15 protein-coding genes are annotated in these 17,612 nt (G+C 38.4%); 10 read left to right on the top strand and 5 right to left on the bottom strand.

Annotation, left to right across the window (positions count from 1 at the left end):
• Window position 1: 1 nt before the first annotated feature.
• The 4 genes from GPM24_RS17410 to bioD all read left to right on the top strand — a co-directional run bounded on the left by GPM24_RS17410 (window position 2) and on the right by bioD (window position 3,008).
• Entirely contained in the window at window positions 2–778 is a 777-nt protein-coding gene (locus tag GPM24_RS17410; RefSeq protein WP_158828379.1) for an XRE family transcriptional regulator, read from the top strand.
• Between the two features lie 63 nt (window positions 779–841).
• Complete coding sequence (locus tag GPM24_RS17405) at window positions 842–1,210, top strand: DUF4890 domain-containing protein (RefSeq protein WP_158828378.1); 369 nt, start codon at window positions 842–844, stop codon at window positions 1,208–1,210.
• A gap of 63 nt (window positions 1,211–1,273) precedes the next feature.
• A complete protein-coding gene (locus GPM24_RS17400; protein ID WP_158828377.1) occupies window positions 1,274–2,392 on the top strand; it encodes an aminotransferase class I/II-fold pyridoxal phosphate-dependent enzyme in 1,119 nt (372 codons plus the stop codon).
• Window positions 2,382–3,008 carry a dethiobiotin synthase gene (gene bioD / locus GPM24_RS17395; RefSeq protein WP_158828376.1) on the top strand — a complete coding sequence of 209 codons (627 nt, stop codon included), beginning with the start codon at window positions 2,382–2,384 and terminating at the stop codon, window positions 3,006–3,008. The genes GPM24_RS17400 and bioD overlap by 11 nt, the downstream gene beginning before the upstream one ends.
• Window positions 3,009–3,104: 96 nt before the next feature.
• Here the strand turns inward: bioD and GPM24_RS17390 are convergent, their stop codons facing one another.
• From GPM24_RS17390 to argS, 3 genes are all read right to left on the bottom strand, one after another.
• Entirely contained in the window at window positions 3,105–4,592 is a 1,488-nt protein-coding gene (locus GPM24_RS17390; protein WP_158828375.1) for a RagB/SusD family nutrient uptake outer membrane protein, read from the bottom strand.
• Window positions 4,593–4,623: 31 nt separating this feature from the next.
• On the bottom strand, window positions 4,624–7,617 hold the full coding sequence (locus tag GPM24_RS17385) for a SusC/RagA family TonB-linked outer membrane protein (protein ID WP_158828374.1): 2,994 nt from the start codon (window positions 7,615–7,617) through the stop codon (window positions 4,624–4,626).
• A 256-nt stretch (window positions 7,618–7,873) separates the two neighbouring features.
• The gene (gene argS / locus GPM24_RS17380) at window positions 7,874–9,640 is read right to left on the bottom strand and encodes an arginine--tRNA ligase (RefSeq protein ID WP_158828373.1); all 1,767 of its coding nucleotides are present in this window, start codon (window positions 9,638–9,640) and stop codon (window positions 7,874–7,876) included.
• 82 nt (window positions 9,641–9,722) lie between these two features.
• On the opposite strand from argS, the gene GPM24_RS17375 reads away from it, so the two are divergent.
• The 5 genes from GPM24_RS17375 (at window position 9,723) to GPM24_RS17355 (ending at window position 15,377) form a co-directional block, all read left to right on the top strand.
• Complete coding sequence (locus GPM24_RS17375) at window positions 9,723–11,168, top strand: arginine deiminase family protein (RefSeq protein WP_158828372.1); 1,446 nt, start codon at window positions 9,723–9,725, stop codon at window positions 11,166–11,168.
• A 74-nt stretch (window positions 11,169–11,242) separates the two neighbouring features.
• Window positions 11,243–12,154, top strand: coding sequence for a citrulline utilization hydrolase CtlX (ctlX, locus tag GPM24_RS17370; protein ID WP_199269780.1), 912 nt, complete (start codon window positions 11,243–11,245; stop codon window positions 12,152–12,154).
• Between the two features lie 118 nt (window positions 12,155–12,272).
• Window positions 12,273–13,667, top strand: a complete 1,395-nt coding sequence (locus GPM24_RS17365; RefSeq protein WP_158828371.1) for an arginine decarboxylase — start codon at window positions 12,273–12,275, stop codon at window positions 13,665–13,667.
• A gap of 67 nt (window positions 13,668–13,734) precedes the next feature.
• Entirely contained in the window at window positions 13,735–14,586 is an 852-nt protein-coding gene (locus tag GPM24_RS17360) for an AraC family transcriptional regulator (RefSeq protein WP_158828370.1), read from the top strand.
• 77 nt (window positions 14,587–14,663) lie between these two features.
• On the top strand, window positions 14,664–15,377 hold the full coding sequence (locus tag GPM24_RS17355; protein ID WP_158828369.1) for a siderophore-interacting protein: 714 nt from the start codon (window positions 14,664–14,666) through the stop codon (window positions 15,375–15,377).
• A 267-nt stretch (window positions 15,378–15,644) separates the two neighbouring features.
• Here the strand turns inward: GPM24_RS17355 and GPM24_RS17350 are convergent, their stop codons facing one another.
• Window positions 15,645–16,367: an RluA family pseudouridine synthase gene (locus GPM24_RS17350; protein ID WP_158828368.1), complete on the bottom strand. Its 723-nt coding sequence runs from the start codon at window positions 16,365–16,367 to the stop codon at window positions 15,645–15,647.
• Between the two features lie 151 nt (window positions 16,368–16,518).
• On the opposite strand from GPM24_RS17350, the gene GPM24_RS17345 reads away from it, so the two are divergent.
• Complete coding sequence (locus tag GPM24_RS17345) at window positions 16,519–16,761, top strand: hypothetical protein (RefSeq protein WP_158828367.1); 243 nt, start codon at window positions 16,519–16,521, stop codon at window positions 16,759–16,761.
• Window positions 16,762–16,842: 81 nt separating this feature from the next.
• On the opposite strand, the gene GPM24_RS17340 is transcribed toward GPM24_RS17345, so the two are convergent.
• Window positions 16,843–17,532, bottom strand: a complete 690-nt coding sequence (locus tag GPM24_RS17340) for a response regulator transcription factor (protein WP_158828366.1) — start codon at window positions 17,530–17,532, stop codon at window positions 16,843–16,845.
• Between the last annotated feature and the right edge of the window lie 80 nt (window positions 17,533–17,612).

Below are 17,612 nucleotides of genomic sequence, written 5' to 3'. Positions count from 1 at the left end.
TATGTCAATAATTTCATCAAATATTAAATTTCTTAGAAAAAAGAAAGGCCTCACCCAACAGCAGTTTGCTGATGAAATAGGCATAAAACGTTCTTTAGTGGGCGCATATGAGGAAGATCGCGCAGATCCTAAATATGATTTGCTAAAAAAAATAGCATCTTATTTTGAAGTGAGCGTTGATGACTTCATCAATGAAACGATAAACGAAAAATGGGCGCCGAAACCAAAAGGCAACCCAGCCAATTTACGTGTACTAAGCATCTCTGTAGACAAAGAAGATAACGAGAATATAGAAATGGTTCCGGTGAAGGCAAGTGCAGGTTATTTAAATGGCTACGCCGACCCTGAGTATGTTGCTGCATTACCAAAATTTTATTTGCCTATGTTTAAACAAGGCACTTACCGGGCGTTTGAAATTAAAGGTGATTCTATGTTGCCGCTGCCTTCAGGTGCTGTAATAATAGGTGAATATGTAGAAAACTGGGCTGATATTAAAGCCGGCGACACTTATGTGATAGTGTCAAAAACCGAAGGTGTTGTTTACAAACGTGCGGGCAATAAATACAAAGAAAACCGGAGCTTAAAATTAATATCAGATAACCCGGTGTACGAACCATATGAAATTACAAGTGACGATATTTTGGAAGTTTGGAAAGCTAAAGCTTATCTGTCAACACAATTACCAGAACCGGCGCCTACGCCTACTATGGAAAATTTAACTAGCATGATGGCCTCCATGCAAAAGTCTATCGCTAAATTACAGCAAAGCAACAATTAAGTTACATCGTTGATATTAAACGTTAAGCGATTAACTTTATCAAAACACTAAACAAACAAAGCGATGAAAAAGATTTTATTGATGTGCTGCTTTCTATTAGGTATCAGCGCAGTTAGCTTTGCACAAGGCGGCATGAGAAGAAGCCCTGAGGAGCAAGCAAAACAATTTAAGGAGCAGTTAAAATTAACTGACGATCAAACTAGTAAATTGGTAGCCATTTTCCAAACTGATGCGAAAACCAGAGACAGTATTATGACTGCCTCAAATGGTGACAGGCAAGCTATGTTTCAGGCTATGCGCCCAATGATGGAGAAAAGAACTGAAAAAATTAAAGCTATTCTTACTCCAGAGCAAGCTACAGCTTATGACAAAATGCTGGCAGAACAACGTGCTCGTCGTCAAAACGGTGGTGGTGCTCCTGCACAAAAATAAGCGACATTTTAAATGATTTGAAAGCGGCTATAAGCCGCTTTTTTTATTTTTGAAAAAAATTTAATGCTAACAGCCCATCAATACATACAACAAAAGCTTGATCAACGGCGCGAAGACGGCATATTCCGTCGGTTAAAATCCGCAAATGGGTTGATTGATTTTTGCTCGAATGATTACTTAGGTTTAGCCAGGTCGTTAGAATTACAGCATCAGATTGAGCAAGAAATTGAACGTCATGGACAAGTACTCAACGGTTCTACCGGGTCGAGACTGTTAGCCGGCAATTCTGAGTATGCAGAACAATTGGAAACGTATATAGCTGGCTTCCATTCGAGTGAAGCAGCTTTATTATTTAACTCAGGCTATGACGCAAATTTAGGTTTGCTATCGTCTTTACCGCAACGTGGCAACACCGTAATTCACGATGAACTTATTCATGCCTCTATTATAGATGGTATCCGATTGAGTCATGCTAATCGGTTTAACTTTAAACATAACGATTTGGAAAGCTTGGAAAGCAAGTTGAAAGTGTCTAAAGGTACTTGCTATGTTGTAGTGGAAAGTATATACTCCATGGATGGTGACTTAGCACCACTTAAAGATTTAGCACAGCTAGTAAAAAAGTATGACGCAAATTTGATAGTAGATGAGGCCCACGCTACAGGCGTTTTTGGAAAAGGACTAATCAATGAGTCAAGATTAGAAAATGAGGTATTTGCAAGGATTATAACCTATGGTAAAGCATTAGGTTGTCATGGGGCAGCAGTGCTAGGCAGTGCAGTATTGCGTGAGTATCTTATAAATTTTGCCAGATCTTTTATATACACCACAGCAGCACCTTTTCATCAATTGGCTTCCATAAAAGCTGCCTACCAATATCTGGATATGCACGCAGACCTCAACAATGATTTGTTCGATATAATCAATTATTATACATGTGCAATTGAGGGTGTCGCAGCAGTAAACAACAGTCCAATTCAAACCGTTGTATTAGGCAGCAACGAGAAAGCAGTTCAGCTTGCTAATAAATTACAATCGGATGGTTTTGACGTGAGACCGATTCTAAATCCAACCGTGCCTGCCGGGTCTGAACGGTTGCGCATTTGCCTTCACACCTACAACACCAAAAACGAAATTAGTCAGTTAACACAACAGATAAAACGCTTTATTGATGGAAAATAAAAAACCTTTATTCGTTACAGGCATAGGCACTGATGTGGGTAAAACTATAGTATCGGCTATATTGGTTGAAAAGTTAAAAGCTGATTACTGGAAACCCATACAATCGGGCGATTTAGATAATAGTGATACCATGAAAGTGCGCAGGCTGGTATCAAATTCAGTATCCCAATTTCATCCTGAAGCTTACAAGCTTACACAACCATTTTCGCCGCATAAATCAGCCGACCTGGATGGCGTCAAAATTGACTTAAATAAAATTACGATGCCTGAAACAAATAATCAGCTTATTATAGAAGGAGCCGGTGGATTAATGGTGCCGTTGAACGATAATGAGTTTGTAGTTGATTTAATTCAAAAATTTGATGCGGAAGTAATATTGGTGGTTAAGCATTACTTGGGCAGTATAAACCATACATTATTATCACTAGAATTGTTGAAGCAAAAAGGAATTAAAGTTAAAGCTTTGATGTTTAACGGAAAACAAGATACCTATTCAGAAGGTATAATTAGGAGACAAATTCCTACAACAGTTGATATTAAATTGATTCCCCTATTATCATTGAGTGATGGAAATATTAATAATATTGAGATGAAAAGAATTTGCCAATTGTTGTGACGTAACTACTTTTCTGATTGATTAATATAATTCCAAATATCATTTCAACAAAAAAGGCTGTCTTTGAGACAGCCTTTTTTGTTGAAATGATATTGATTACCAACCTGGGTTTTGAACCAAATTTGAATTGATAATGATATCGTTAGTAGGTATACCCCAAGTGAATTTGTCTGCATTGGCAGGTACAGACAACGCGTCAAAAGTAGCTCCCCTGTTAATTACGGAAGTGTTTTGTGCATCATGTCTGGTAAAACCTTCGTGCCAGCGTTTTAAGTCAAACAAACGGAACCCTTCAAAAGCTAATTCACGGAAACGCTCATCTTTAATGGCTTGATACAATGCGGTTCCGGATACGTTTACTGATCCGATACCACGAGCGGTACGCAACGCATTTAATACAGTTAAAGCATTTCCTTCGTTTCCTGCTTTGTATGCAGCTTCGGCAGCAATAACATATAGCTCAGCTACACGAAATACCTTAGGTGCATGTGCATAATTTGTAGTTGCTGTAGTAAATAAAGACGGATTGCCAGGATATTTATTTACTAAAATTAAATTAATGTTGTTTGTTGTTGAAATTGCAATTGGCTTGCTTTCAAAATATGCAGTTTTGCGAATATCTGCGTCTGCATATGAATTTATCACCCACTGAGCCGGAACAAAGTCTGGATCAAATCTCTTGTTTCCTGCTAAATATCCCAAATAGATATTATTAACATTCGGGAACTCATTGGTTGTATTCACATTCATCTGCAATATAGATTCTTGAGTTCCATCAGTTGCCCAATAAGCCTTATAGCTATCTATAGATGATATCAACGGATAAGTGGAACGACCAATTACGGTGTTGGCTGCCGTATATGCTCCTGTCCAATCTTGCATATGAAGTCTCACCCTTGCTTCCAATGCAAGTGCCGCATCAATGGTAAAGGTTTTAGCTCCCGGTACGCCGGCTACACTTGTCAAATAGGTTTTTGCTTGTGTAATATCAGCAATAATTTGATCATAAACTTGTTTTACGCTAGCCCTAGATGGTTGTAGCGAAACATCATATTTTGTGATCAAAGGAACACCCAAGTCTGTAGCAGCTGTGGCAGGCTCATACGGCTTTGCAAAGCGAATAATAAGATTGTGATAATAAAATGCCCTTGCCAGCAAAGCATCACCTTTATACTGGTTTAACTTTGTTGCGTCAGCACCAGTTACTGCAATTGTTTCGAAACCTTCTAAAGCTTTATTGATATCAGTAATAGCATAGTAGTATTGTTGCCATGCTGTAGTAAGTGAGCCGTCGTCAGCTAAGAATGAGTCTCCCCATCTGTGTGGTGAACCATTTCTGTTACCATAATCTAACGTAGCGTTCAATTGGTCTGCCTGCACATCCTGACTAACCGTGTAAGTACCGTAAACACGACCACGTAATATAGCGTATAAACCGTTGTCCCATAACTGTGCATCCTGCATGTTTCTGAACGCGGTTGTTACTTCAATAGAATCGTATGGAGTCAAATCGAGCTTTTTGCAAGATGTAGTTGCTGTCAAAGCAATAACACCTGCAATAAAACCTATTTTAATTTTTTTCATTTCAATATAAATTTATATATCTACCTAATTTTTAGAATTTAACATCTAAGCCTATAGTGTATTGTTTAGTGTTAGGATTTGTTCCTAAAGCCAAGTTGGAGTCAACTTCTGGGTCCGGACCAGTATATTTGGTAAAAGTTAAAAGGTTACGACCTGTTAAAAACAAGTTTAGACCTTTAATTGCTTTGGTGCGTTTCAATAATGATTCAGGTACACTATATCCTAAAGTAAAAACCTTTAATCTTAAGAATGATGCATCTTCAATTAACCGGCTGTCAAATTGCGTAAACTGTACACCATATTTAGGAAATCTGGTCACATCACCAGGCTGTTTCCAATAATCTGTAATAGTGGTGTATTGGTTATACCCGGCAAATTGACTTGGATTTTCATAGAAGTAACGATCATTATTAATTAAATACTTCTTGGTTGAGAAACTGAATTGAGCTGCTAAAGTAAAGCCTTGATAGCCTGCATTTAAACCAAATCCACCATTTAATTTAGGATAACGGCCTATACCAGTGTTTTGTTGCAAACCTGCTGTATTGAAAGTGTTAGTGATAGCATTATCATCTTTACGAGTTACACCAGGATCGGCTCCCGGCACGTACCATTCAGGTAGTCCTGTTTGTGAGTTAACACCTTTCCATATAGGGTATAAGAACGACACAGGTTGTCCAACTACCCAAGCAACGCCAGTTCCTTGTTGCACCCAGTAATTTTTACCGTTGAATAATTCTTGTACTTTATTTTGGTTAAAGTTAAAATTCAAGTATGGAGTAATGTAAGCTTTTTTCGACCGGTTTTTATAAACATCAAAGTCTAAAGACACATCCCATCCCCAGTTTTTAAGCTTACCTATGTTCTGATATATACTTGAGTAACCTGTAGTATAAGCATAAGGCACAGCCAACAACATCTGAGTAGTAACTCTGTTATAAAATGCTACATCTAATCTTACTTTGTCAAAAACTGTCGCAGTTACATCAAAAGTTGTGTTTTGCTGTTTTTCCCAAGTTAGATCTGGGTTTCCAGGTGCAGAAATAGCCAAACCAGCTCCGCCATTGTAAGTGTTGGTGCTACCTAAAGCTAGGCTTAAATAGTTCTGATTATCAACGCCGAAATCTGAGTTACCTGTGGTACCAGTGCTTACTCTTAATGATAAATCATCTAACCAGTTAACCTCTTTCAAGAAACTCTCTTCTTTTAGTTTCCACATACCGCCTACAGACCAGAAGGTAGCACTACGGTTGTTTGCACCAAACCTAGATGATTTATCTTGACGAATAGATGCGTCTACAAAATAACGAGTATCAAAATCATAGCTAACTCGTCCGAATAATGAATGAAATGAGTATTCAGACTTGTATGATGCTAAATCACGACTACTAGGACCGTTATTTAATAATATTAAACGATCGTCTACCTGACCTGTAGATGAACCCCAAAATCCGCTAAATGAATTATCAATTGACTCCTGACCAGCTAACACAGACATGTGGTTTTTTTGCAGGAAGCTAAAACGATACTCAGCAGTGTTTGTAACGGTTCTGGTAATGTTTCTTTGGAATTCTTCTCTAACACTACCATTGTTTATAGAACCAAGGTAAGATGGAAGCCTTATTGTACTAAATCTATAGTCGTAAGCATCTAAACCAGCCTGGCTTTTTAATGTTAAGCCCTTAAATGGAGTTAATTGAATATAGCCAGTTGGATTGAATGAAGTCTTATTTCGAGGATCTATATTTTTAGAAGCTCTATACCGAGGATTATACGCGTTCCATCCCGGAATAAATGTATAATCGTTACCGCTAGGATCAACAGTTGGATAATAAGGTGCCGCTAACAGACCCAAACCCCGTGCAGTACTGTTACTTCCGTATGGATTGGTCTGTCTAATATCATAACCACCTGATAAATTCAAACCGAACTGCATCCAGTTATTAACAACAGAATTTATATTAGAACGTAGAGTATAACGCTCGTAATTAGAACGGTAAGCAAGACCTGGCTGTTTGTAATAACCAGCTGACACATAATAAGTGGTTTTACCACCACCACCATTCACATTAGCTACGGTTTGAAAAGTTGGCGTTTGGTCTTTGTAGAAATAGTCATACCATTTAGTATCAGTGTTAGCTCCAAACTGGGTTCTGATATCATTTACACCTTGCTGTGTTAAAGCGCCTGGCAAACCAGTAGGGATGTTTAACCGAAAATCTAAAAGCTGCTGAGCATTCATTAAGCGATTAAAGAAGTCTTTATTTGCAATTTTAGCAATACCGGCTTGTGTAGTGATCTGAATAGTTGAAGGCCTATTGGTACTACCCTTTTTCGTAGTTATATAAATAACTCCGTTTGCTGCGCGCGCACCATAAATTGAAGTAGATGATGCGTCTTTTAATACAGTCACATCTTCAAAGTCATTAGGGTTTAAAGAAGTAATTGTAGTTTGATCAACCGGAATACCATCAAGCAAGAATAATGGAGAAGAGCTTGCTGTTAAAGAACCCACGCCGTTGATTCTAATTGAAGGTGTTTCTGACGGCTCACCGGATGATGTAAAGATTTGCAAGCCGGCTACCTTACCTTGTAATGCATCAAAAGCGTTAGCTACAGGTTTGTTTTCTATTTCTTTAGATGAAACTGTAGAAACAGTACCTACAACGTTCGCTGCTCTTTTTCCACTACCGTAACCAATTACAACCACATCAGTTAATTGATTATTATTAGCTTGTAATTTTACATCAACAACATCTTTACCTGCAATGCTAACATTTTGGGTGGTGAAACCAATGAAAGATATTGCCAAACTTGTAGCGTTGGATGGCACGTTGATGGAAAAGTTACCATTGGCATCCGTTTGAACACCAATAGTTGAATTCACTACCCTTACGGTAGCACCAGTAACAGGCAAGCCGTCATCGCTTCCTAATACTTTACCGGTAATTTTCCTACTCTGAGCAAATACATCGTTGAGAACGAACGTGCACAAAGCGAGAAGAACAAGTAAAACTTTCTTCATTTGTTAATAGTTTTGAGTTAATAAAATAGTTTTCAGGAGCGAAAAATATAAAAATTAAAATCAAAACCCTAATAAAACATTAATAAGTTAAAAAATTTTTATGATTTTATTAAAAGTGGGCAATAGTGAGGCTTCCTAAAACATTTTAGCCGCATATTCGGTATGCGCTTCTGTTATAAAGTTGAATAAAACAAAAAATGCAGTGTTTATACCACTGCATTTTAAGATATGTTAAAACAACTAAGAATTTATCATCTTACATCCTTTCAGGCACCTCGATACCCAGCAAATTCATACACTTGGCTATGATCTTTGCTGCGGAAGCCGATAATTGGAGTCTGAAAGTTTTAATAACTTCAGATTCTGCCTGTAAGATTGACTTTTCATGGTAAAATTTATTGTAAAGTTTAGCTAACTCATAGGCATAGTTAGCAACCGCAGCAGGATTAAAGTCTTTAGCGGCTGTAGTCAATGTTTGATTGTAATCAAGTAAATGAATAATTAAATCACGTTCTATAGGATCAATTACATTAATGTCACTTGCGATATTGAAATCGGCACCAGATTTGGCTAATACCGATTTGATACGGGCATGGGTATATTGTATGAATGGCCCGGTGTGTCCTTGTAGTTCTATAGATTCGTTGGGATCAAATAAAATACGTTTAGACGGATCTACCTTTAATAAGAAGTATTTTAAAGCACCTAAACCAATCACCGGAAAAAGCGCCTGTTTCTCATCTTCTGATAGATCTAGCTTTTTCTCTTGTTTTTCAAAATACTCGCTTGCCGTTTGCACCATCTCGTCAATCAAATCGTCGGCATCCACAACAGTTCCCTCACGCGATTTCATTTTACCCGATGGCAAGTCCACCATACCATATGATAAATGGTACAAACCTTTAGCCCAAGTTTTTCCAAGCTTTTGCAGAATTAAAAACAGTACTTTGAAATGATAGTCTTGCTCATTGCCTACTACATATATCGACTCGTCCATGCTAAAGTCGTTATATTTTAACTGAGCAGTGCCCAAGTCTTGTGTTATATATACAGACGTTCCGTCGGCACGCAGTACCAGTTTCTGGTCTAAACCGTCTTCGGTAAGGTCAATCCAAACAGAACCGTCATCTTTCTTAAAAAATACGCCTTTAGATAAACCTTCCTCAATAATATCTTTACCTAATAAATAGGTATTCGATTCGTAATAGTACTTGTCAAAATTAACGCCCAGCTTTTTATAAGTAACGGCAAAGCCATCGTACACCCAGCTGTTCATCATTTTCCAAAGGCTAATTACATCGTCGTTGCCCGCCTCCCATTTTTGCAGCATTTGCTGCGCTTCTAAAATTAAAGGCGCTGTTTTTTTGGCTTCTTCTTCATTTATACCTGTTGATTTCAGCTCGTCAATTTGCTTACGGTACTCCTTATCAAATATCACATAATACTTACCCACCAAATGATCGCCTTTTAACCCTGATGACTCCGGTGTTTCGCCTTCGCCAAATTTTTGCCAGGCCAGCATGGATTTACATATATGTATACCCCTATCATTCACTAAGTTCGCCTTTATCACCTCATAACCGGCTGCCTTCAAAATAGAGGACACTGAGTAACCTAGTAAATTGTTGCGCACGTGGCCTAAATGCAATGGCTTATTGGTATTTGGTGATGAATATTCAACCATTACTTTTTTGCCATTAGCAGGCAACGTGCCAAAGGCTGGGTTAAGTACCTCGTTTTGACACAATTGCAACCAGTAAGCATCTGCTATAGATAAATTTAAAAAACCTTTAATGACATTGAAGGCAGCTACGTCTGCCACATTTTGCTGTAGGTACTCTCCTATCATCTGGCCGGTTTGCTCGGGCGATTTGCGTGAAAACCGGGTGAAGGGAAACGTTACCAATGTTATCTGACCTTCAAACTCTTTACGGGTTTGCTGAAGGTTTACATCTTTTTCGGTTATATCTGTTTGAAATAAGGTTTTAACGGCCTCGATAGTGGCCTTTACAATAAAATCCATTCGCCAAAATTAATAAATTGCCTTAACCCTGTGTTATTATTATATTGATTAATTCTGAATACCTTTGAGTCATTATTATTTTATGACACTACAGTCCGCCCAAATAAAACTAAATGTAACATCTGAAATAGGCACATTACGTGCATTGTTAATTCACAGCCCCGACAGTGGTTTAGGTAAAGTGGTGCCTTCTAAAGCGCAAGACTGGCTCTTTGAAGACATAGTGCACTTAGATACCATGCGCAAAAATGAGTATGACTACTATATAAAATTGTTGCTGTACTTTTTAGACCCTGAAAAAATTAAAGGCCGGCTTGCTGAGATAGATTCATTAGCGCAAGACCGTAACTTTTACAAACCAGGGCACGAGCATTTTTATGCGTCTGATAAAGTGATAGAAATACAAACGCTTATAGCTGATATATTGCAAGATGATGGCATCCGCAGAAACTTAACATCGTCTGTTTGTGCCATTGAGGGGTGTAGTTACCGGTTGCAACAGCAGTTGATCAATATGCCGCCAGTTGAACTGGCTAAGGTTTTCATATCGGGTTCGATGCACAGAGACGAAATGATTTTTGCTCCCATTCCTAACTTGATTTTTTCAAGAGATATTGGCATTACCATTAACAACCACATACTATTAAATAAACCTGCTAAAAAGGCAAGATCACGTGAGACGCTCTTGGCACGATATATCCTATTTAATCACCCTTTATTTGAGGCCTATCGCGATAACATTTTGGAAATATCTGAAAGCGTACAGCACTTTCTACGTCCCGGCGAAAAGCACGAAGAAAAAACCACGCTTGAAGGCGGTGATGTGATGGTTGTTAGTCCAGGCCACGTCATTATTGGGTGCAGTGAACGTACGTCAATCAGCGGAGCCAACGAAGCCGTCAAACTTTTGTTTGCCAATAAAGTAGTTGATAAAGTTACTGTTCTTAAAATTCCGCACAAGCGCGACTACATGCACATCGATACAGTGTTTACGCAAGTTAAACGCAACGTATGGGTTTTGCTTGGATCGCTGTCTATCGCTGAAGCACCAATACCCGACCCCGAACCGATTAGCTGGTTTGCTGATAAAAAGTCAAAAGACAAACCAGAGATTGTACAATTCTTAGCTGGTCAGCCAAAGCCGCGATTATTTGATTGTATAGAAGATTTATTAATTGACATTAGTAGAAACGATTTGCATAGTAAAGACAAAACCAAGTTCATTTACTCTGGCAATAACACCTTTCCTTTCGACGCCCGTGAACAATGGACTGATTCCTGCAATCTGCTAGCGCTAAAAGAAGGTGTAGTATTAGGATATGACCGGAACGATAAAACGGTTGAAGCTTTCAAAGAGCAGGGATTTAATGTTTTACACGTAACTGAATTACTGCCAAAACTTGAGAACGGCGAAATTGAGCCGCATGACATGCAAGACACATTAATATTGATGCCTTCTTCGGAATTATCCAGAGCACGCGGCGGCTTTCACTGTATGAGTTTGCCGCTGTTTAGGGATGCGTTATAATTTAAGGTGCGGAGTCGATTAATCAAACAAAATCATCTAACATTTATTTTCTATTTATTTAGAATAAAAGCAATATGGGTCAATCCACTTCAAATCTGCTGATGATACGTCCAGCCAGTTTTGGCTTTAATGAGCAAACGGCCGAAAGCAATACCTTTCAGAAAAACACAAATGAATTAGTACATGAAAAAGCACTGCAGGAGTTTGATGCGTTTGTAAACCTGCTTTCCAGTCGTGGAGTAAGTGTAATGGTACAGAAAGATACAGATCAACCGCAAAAGCCAGATGCAATCTTTCCAAACAACTGGGTGTCATTTCATGAAAACGGAGATGTAATATTATATCCCATGCAAGCAGAAAACCGGCGTTTTGAGCGACGGGAGGATATCATTCGCAAACTGGAAGATAGGTTCCAGGTGAACCACATCATCGATTTAAGTCGCTTTGAGTTGCAAGACAAGTTTCTGGAAAGTACAGGCAGTATGGTGTTAGACCGCGAGAATAAGCTTGCATATGCCTGCCTTTCTCCACGCACTAATGAGGAGGTGCTTCAAAATGTGTGCGAATACTTAGGATACCAAGCTATAACATTTAATGCAGTAAATAACACCGGACAAGCGATTTACCATACCAACGTAATGATGTGTATAGGCAGCCAATTTGCTATTATTTGTTTAGATAGCATTACGCATGATAATGAGAAACAAAAGGTTATAGAATCACTAAAAGTAACAGGTAAAGAAATCATAGCTATTGAGTTAGCTCAGCTTAACCATTTTGCCGGCAATATGCTGGAAGTTACCAATAATGAAGGCAAAAAAATTTTGGTCATGTCAAAAAGTGCATATAGCTGTTTAAATAGCGTTCAGGTAGAAAGTTTAAAGCAGTACGTTGAAATAATTTATGCTGATTTGACAACCATAGAGGCTGTAGGCGGTGGCAGTGCCCGTTGTATGCTGGCCGAAGTACATTTACCAACATTGTAACGCTTGCACAACACGCTGAAAATAAATTACATTCGAGCGATAAATTTGTGGGAAACTTTAATGATCATTTCGCAAAAAAAGTTACATTTTTGCGAAAAAATTTGAGGACAAAATAAGAATGCAAAGCTACCAGGAATTTCTGGACCTGAGTGTGGGTTTTCCGCAAGAAGGGTTTGAAATCATAGACGACGAATTATACTTTCACGATCTGAATTTAATGGAGATGATTGAAACGTATGGTACTCCCCTGCGTTTTACTTATGTTCCTATTATCTCTAAAAAAATACAGCAAGCCAAGCTGATGTTTCAGCAGGCTATTATTAAAAATAACTATCGCGGCAGTTATAAATATTGCTATTGCACCAAAAGCTCGCACTTTAAACACGTAGTTGAAGAGGCTTTAAAAAACGACATCCACCTGGAAACATCTTCTGCATTTGATATGCCGATGATTGACGCCCTGGAAAAGAAAGGTGTCGTAAGCAAAGATATTACAGTAATATGTAACGGTTTCAAAACCTATCAATATAAGCAGTATATCGTAGATATGTTGCATGATGGTTTCCAAAACATTATTCCGGTTTTGGATAACAAGGAAGAGTTCAATATTTACGACGATGAAATTGAGCTGGATACACCTTGCAATTTAGGAATACGTATAGCTTCTGAAGAGCAGCCGGATTCGCAGTTCTACACTTCGCGTTTAGGCATTCGAATGGAGGATGTTATTGACTTTTACTACAGTAAAATTGAGAAGAACCCTTACTTTAGGGTTAAGCTGTTGCACTTTTTTATTAATTCGGGTATCTCTGATACACCATATTACTGGAACGAGCTTGAAAAATATGTAACGCTTTATTGCAAGTTCAAGAAAATTAATCCGGATTTAGATACGCTTGATATTGGTGGCGGTATGCCGTTCAAAGATTCGCTGGTGTTCGACTTTGATTACGAGTATATGATCAATGAGATTGTTAAACGTATCAAAGAAATTTGCGCCGAACACGACGTTGAAGAACCAGATATCATTACCGAGTTCGGAAAATATACTTGTGCCGAAGCTTCAGGCATTTTATACAAAGTATTAGGCCGTAAACAACAAAACGACCGCGAAAAATGGCTAATGCTGGACGGTTCATTTATAACCAACTTACCGGATGTTTGGGCACTAAATCAAAAATATATTTTGTTACCGGTAAATAACTGGGATTCAGAATATGAACGGGTAAACTTGGGTGGCATTACCTGCGATGGTCAGGATTATTACAATCAGGAAGCGCATATGAACAGTGTGTATATGCCTAAAACCCGTAAGGTACAATACTTAGGATTTTTCCATACTGGTGCTTACCAGGAAGTGTTAAGCGGCTACGGTGGCATACACCACTGCCTGCTGCCCTCTCCTAAACATGTATTAATACGCCGTAATCGTGATGAAACATTTAATTATGAAGTATTTGGCGAAGAACAAAACAGTAAGCAGGTTTTAAAAATACTTGGTTACACTGCATAAATTTTTAAAAGCCCTTTTAACCGAGGGCTTTTTTATTACCTAAATCTTTTTGATTTTTGCGTACCTCATGAATCACATACCTGTACATAAACTGAAACGCCGCGCGGAGATAGGGTTAGAAATCCATCATACAAACGACAAGAAGTGGAAAAAGCACAGCGGTATTATAGGCGCTCACCGCGATGATCATTATTTATTTTTTATGATTGAGCAGGGAACCGTATCGTTTATGGTGGATTTTACCGAAATAACGATCAACAATAAATCTATCTTTTATGTATTACCAGGACAGGTACATTACGGCACACACAGCGAAAATACAAGCGGATGGTTTATAGCGGTTGATACTGCTTTAATTGCAAAAGAGTTGCGCTCCGTATTTGAAAACCGCCTTTTGTTGCAACAACCATTTCAATTGAATGATACACAGTACTTAAAATACCAAAGTATCCTTCGGCTAATGCAAGACCATTATCTGACGGATACCAACGGAAGCTTTTATCTGAGTATAATGCAGTCATTACTGAACTCATTTTTATCAATGGTAGCTTGTGGGTATTGTAACGAAGCGGTTAGTACAAAAAGTCAGTCACGACCTATACAAATAGCACATGACTTTAAACAGTTGTTGAATGACAATGTACAACTGGTAAAAAGCCCATCCGCATATGCCAGCATGTTAAATATTTCAGAATCTTATTTAAACGAAGCTTTAAAGAAAGTAACCGGCTTTTCGGTGAGTTATTGGATTTTGCAAGAAATAATGTTGGAAGCTAAGAGATTGTTATATTACAGTCAGCTTAATATAAAAGAAATAGCCCACCACTTGGGTTATGATGATCATACCTATTTTTCGCGTCTGTTTAAAAAGGCAAATCAAATAACACCACTTGCTTTTAGAGAAATTTACCGTAAATAGTCCAATCCCTACCCTATTTCATCTAATTTAATAAGCAGTTTTATAATGTTTCTTTGTAGTAAATAAATCTTACTACAATGAGTACAAAATTTTTGCATCAACTGAAAAGAAAAGCATCGGGCTTAATTGAAGACCGCTTATTGAAAACAGGCAAAGTATTGGATGTCAGAAAATGGGATTCATCAACCATAGTGGAAATAGATTTGCATTTACCTTCTACTACCATGGATGACTGGAATGAGGTACCATACATGAAATGCATGGTAGCCGACCTAACTTTTCGTGATTACACACCATCAGGCTGGGATGTCGAAACACAAACCTGTACATTATACATAGACGTTAACCATAATGGCCCTGGCAGCCGTTGGGCGCAGCAAATTCAGACAGGTGATAGTATTTCCTATTTGGGAACTAATACTACCCGCCAAACCCCCGTTAACACTTCATCCATCATTTGCTTAGGTGATGAAAGTGGTTTGGGGCACCTGTTGGCCATGCAACAGCTGTCATTACCAGTAAGTCGTTTTTCGGGCGCTGTTTTAATTGGGGACGAACAAGGGCGCAAGTTATTTACTGAATATTTTAAAACACCATTACAGCCTATCGCGCGCAATGACATTTATGGTCATCATTCTTTAACCGAATGGTTGTTGCAGCAATCTTATAATTTAGAAGATACTATTTTTTATTTGGTTGGTAACAGTACAATGGTTTCCGGACTTCGTAAAGTATTAAGAAAACTGGGATTTAGCAACCATCAAATTAAAGCGCAGGGCTTTTGGTCTTGAATATTTTAAGCTTTTAAACTCTCATATTGGTGTTTTTTGAATTGCCAACATATCAAGCGTAATTGATGTTGAAAATCCGTATGCACTTATAGTTATCGTAACGACAATTGTTGCAATAGCTGCATATATATTATTCACACTTATATCGAAATTCCATCCAATGAAATCATCAGAAAATATCTTTTCCTAACGGAACAAAAGCAAAACGCAAGCTATCGTAGTTAGCGAGTAGCTTGCGGATTTTAAACTGGCTTAAGATAATAACTGTTAGCTATCAAATTTGTCTAACAGTTTAAGCAATGTGTCAAAGTCTTTAGGATAGGGCGCATGGATAGTTACCTCTTTGTCTTCACTCACTTTGAAAGTTACTTCGTAAGCATGTAAGGCAAATCGTTTCATAATGGGCAACTCTTCCTGGTCTTTGCCCAAATGGTACTTGCGTTTTAACTGAGACAGGAAAACCGGTTTACCTTTATACATTTCATCACCTGCAATTGACGCCCGCTGGGTAGCCAAATGGATACGGATCTGGTGCATCCGGCCCGTTACAGGGCGACATTCAACCAAGGTATAATGCTTGAAATATTTTAACGACTGAAACCAGGTTTCTGCTCGCTTACCTTCCTGACGGCTGATGGACACGGTACCTTTACCGGTATTTAAAATAGGCAAATCTACCAGTAAACTTTCAAACACATGCGTACCTTCAATTACAGCATGATAAACCTTCTTTACCTTGCGGCGTTCGAATTGCATAGACACTAAACGGTAAGCTTCTGGATTTTTAGCAATAATAAGCGCACCAGACGTTTCTTTATCCAGGCGGTGACAAATCTGTGCATCATCTGAATAGGCTTTAGCCAGCCTTAGCATATTTATTTCACTGCCTTCTCCCCTTTCATCCAGTGTACTGATGAACGCTGGCTTGTTTACCACAAACAAGTTGTCATCTTCATACAATATCAGGTCGGCAATTTTTGGAATTTTCATAATAATACAATAGCTGGCAAAAATACAGTAATTATGCCAAATGCGTGCAATATCCTTAAGGGCGGCTGGCTGGGATGATCTGCAGAAACATTTACATAAGCCTTATGTTAATTATTTTTATATAAACGATTACTAGCTAAGCTAAAATACTATGAGTACTAAGTCAGCAAAACCCGTACAAACAAAAGAAGAAGCTTTGTTTGACAAAGTTAAAAATGCCATTAGTGATGTTTGGGGAAGCACCACTGATGCAGCCGAGGATTTGAAAGAAAACAATACGGAGAAGGAACCGGCAGTTAAGCAAGAAACAGCACCAGCCAGCCAAAACAAATTGCCACGTTCAAAAGCCGCAACCAATGCTGCCAAACCCAAGGCGAAGGCTTCAAGCAAATAAACTTAAATGGATTAAGCATTATAAGCAAAAACACTAAGGCATATAAACAAAAAGCGCTGGTAGTTAACCAGCGCTTTTTGTTTATGCTTCAAATTTGTAACCCACTCCTTTAACTGTGGTTACATATTTATCACCCAGCTTTTCACGAAGCTTACGGATATGCACGTCGATAGTTCTATTAGTTACCACCACAGAATCTTCCCAAATGTTTTTCAGAATCACTTCGCGTGTATAAACCTTGCCAGGCTTTGATGCCAACAGGTACAGCAGTTCAAATTCCTTTTTGGCGAGAACAACTTTATTTCCGTTTTGGTAAACCAGGTAAGTTTCACGATCTATTACCAAGTCATCCACTTCCAGCTTATTGTCAGATACCTCATCGGGTGTATTGTTACGACGTAAGATAGCGTTGATACGGCTTACCAGTGCACGTGGCTTTATAGGCTTGGCAATGTAATCATCAGCGCCTACGTTAAAGCCGGCTATTTCTGAATACTCTTCGCTGCGTGCAGTTAAAAATACCATAAACGTATTTTTAAACTCGGGCATTGTACGCATTACACGACAGGCCTCAATGCCGTCCATTTTTGGCATCATAATGTCCAGCACAATTAATTCCGGCTGAACTTTCTTAGCTTCTGCAACCGCCTCCTGTCCGTTATTGGCAGTATACACCTGATAACCCTCTTTCTTTAAATTATACTCTATGAGCTCTAAGATATCAGGCTCATCATCTACAATTAATATTTTTTGTTTCGCAGTAGTACTCATCAGGTCGAATTTTGGGATAAAGGTAATAGCGAAAGAAAAGAAAATGGTTAAACCAATATTAAATAATTGTTAAACCTTAA

This window comes from Mucilaginibacter lacusdianchii, from assembly GCF_009770985.1.
GTDB classification, from domain to species: Bacteria; Bacteroidota; Bacteroidia; order Sphingobacteriales; family Sphingobacteriaceae; genus Mucilaginibacter; species Mucilaginibacter lacusdianchii.
Note: the sequence above shows the minus strand (reverse complement) of the source record. Positions and strands in the feature narration are given on the sequence as shown.

Excerpts from the sequence above, each read along its gene's own strand:
- GPM24_RS17410 (WP_158828379.1), top strand. The coding sequence starts at position 2 with ATGTCAATAATTTCATCAAATATTAAATTTCTTAGAAAAAAGAAAGGC.
- GPM24_RS17405 (WP_158828378.1), top strand. The coding sequence starts at position 842 with ATGAAAAAGATTTTATTGATGTGCTGCTTTCTATTAGGTATCAGCGCA.
- GPM24_RS17400 (WP_158828377.1), top strand. The coding sequence starts at position 1,274 with ATGCTAACAGCCCATCAATACATACAACAAAAGCTTGATCAACGGCGC.
- bioD (WP_158828376.1), top strand. The coding sequence starts at position 2,382 with ATGGAAAATAAAAAACCTTTATTCGTTACAGGCATAGGCACTGATGTG.
- GPM24_RS17390 (WP_158828375.1), bottom strand. The coding sequence starts at position 4,592 with ATGAAAAAAATTAAAATAGGTTTTATTGCAGGTGTTATTGCTTTGACA.
- GPM24_RS17385 (WP_158828374.1), bottom strand. The coding sequence starts at position 7,617 with ATGAAGAAAGTTTTACTTGTTCTTCTCGCTTTGTGCACGTTCGTTCTC.
- argS (WP_158828373.1), bottom strand. The coding sequence starts at position 9,640 with ATGGATTTTATTGTAAAGGCCACTATCGAGGCCGTTAAAACCTTATTT.
- GPM24_RS17375 (WP_158828372.1), top strand. The coding sequence starts at position 9,723 with ATGACACTACAGTCCGCCCAAATAAAACTAAATGTAACATCTGAAATA.
- ctlX (WP_199269780.1), top strand. The coding sequence starts at position 11,243 with ATGGGTCAATCCACTTCAAATCTGCTGATGATACGTCCAGCCAGTTTT.
- GPM24_RS17365 (WP_158828371.1), top strand. The coding sequence starts at position 12,273 with ATGCAAAGCTACCAGGAATTTCTGGACCTGAGTGTGGGTTTTCCGCAA.
- GPM24_RS17360 (WP_158828370.1), top strand. The coding sequence starts at position 13,735 with ATGAATCACATACCTGTACATAAACTGAAACGCCGCGCGGAGATAGGG.
- GPM24_RS17355 (WP_158828369.1), top strand. The coding sequence starts at position 14,664 with ATGAGTACAAAATTTTTGCATCAACTGAAAAGAAAAGCATCGGGCTTA.
- GPM24_RS17350 (WP_158828368.1), bottom strand. The coding sequence starts at position 16,367 with ATGAAAATTCCAAAAATTGCCGACCTGATATTGTATGAAGATGACAAC.
- GPM24_RS17345 (WP_158828367.1), top strand. The coding sequence starts at position 16,519 with ATGAGTACTAAGTCAGCAAAACCCGTACAAACAAAAGAAGAAGCTTTG.
- GPM24_RS17340 (WP_158828366.1), bottom strand. The coding sequence starts at position 17,532 with ATGAGTACTACTGCGAAACAAAAAATATTAATTGTAGATGATGAGCCT.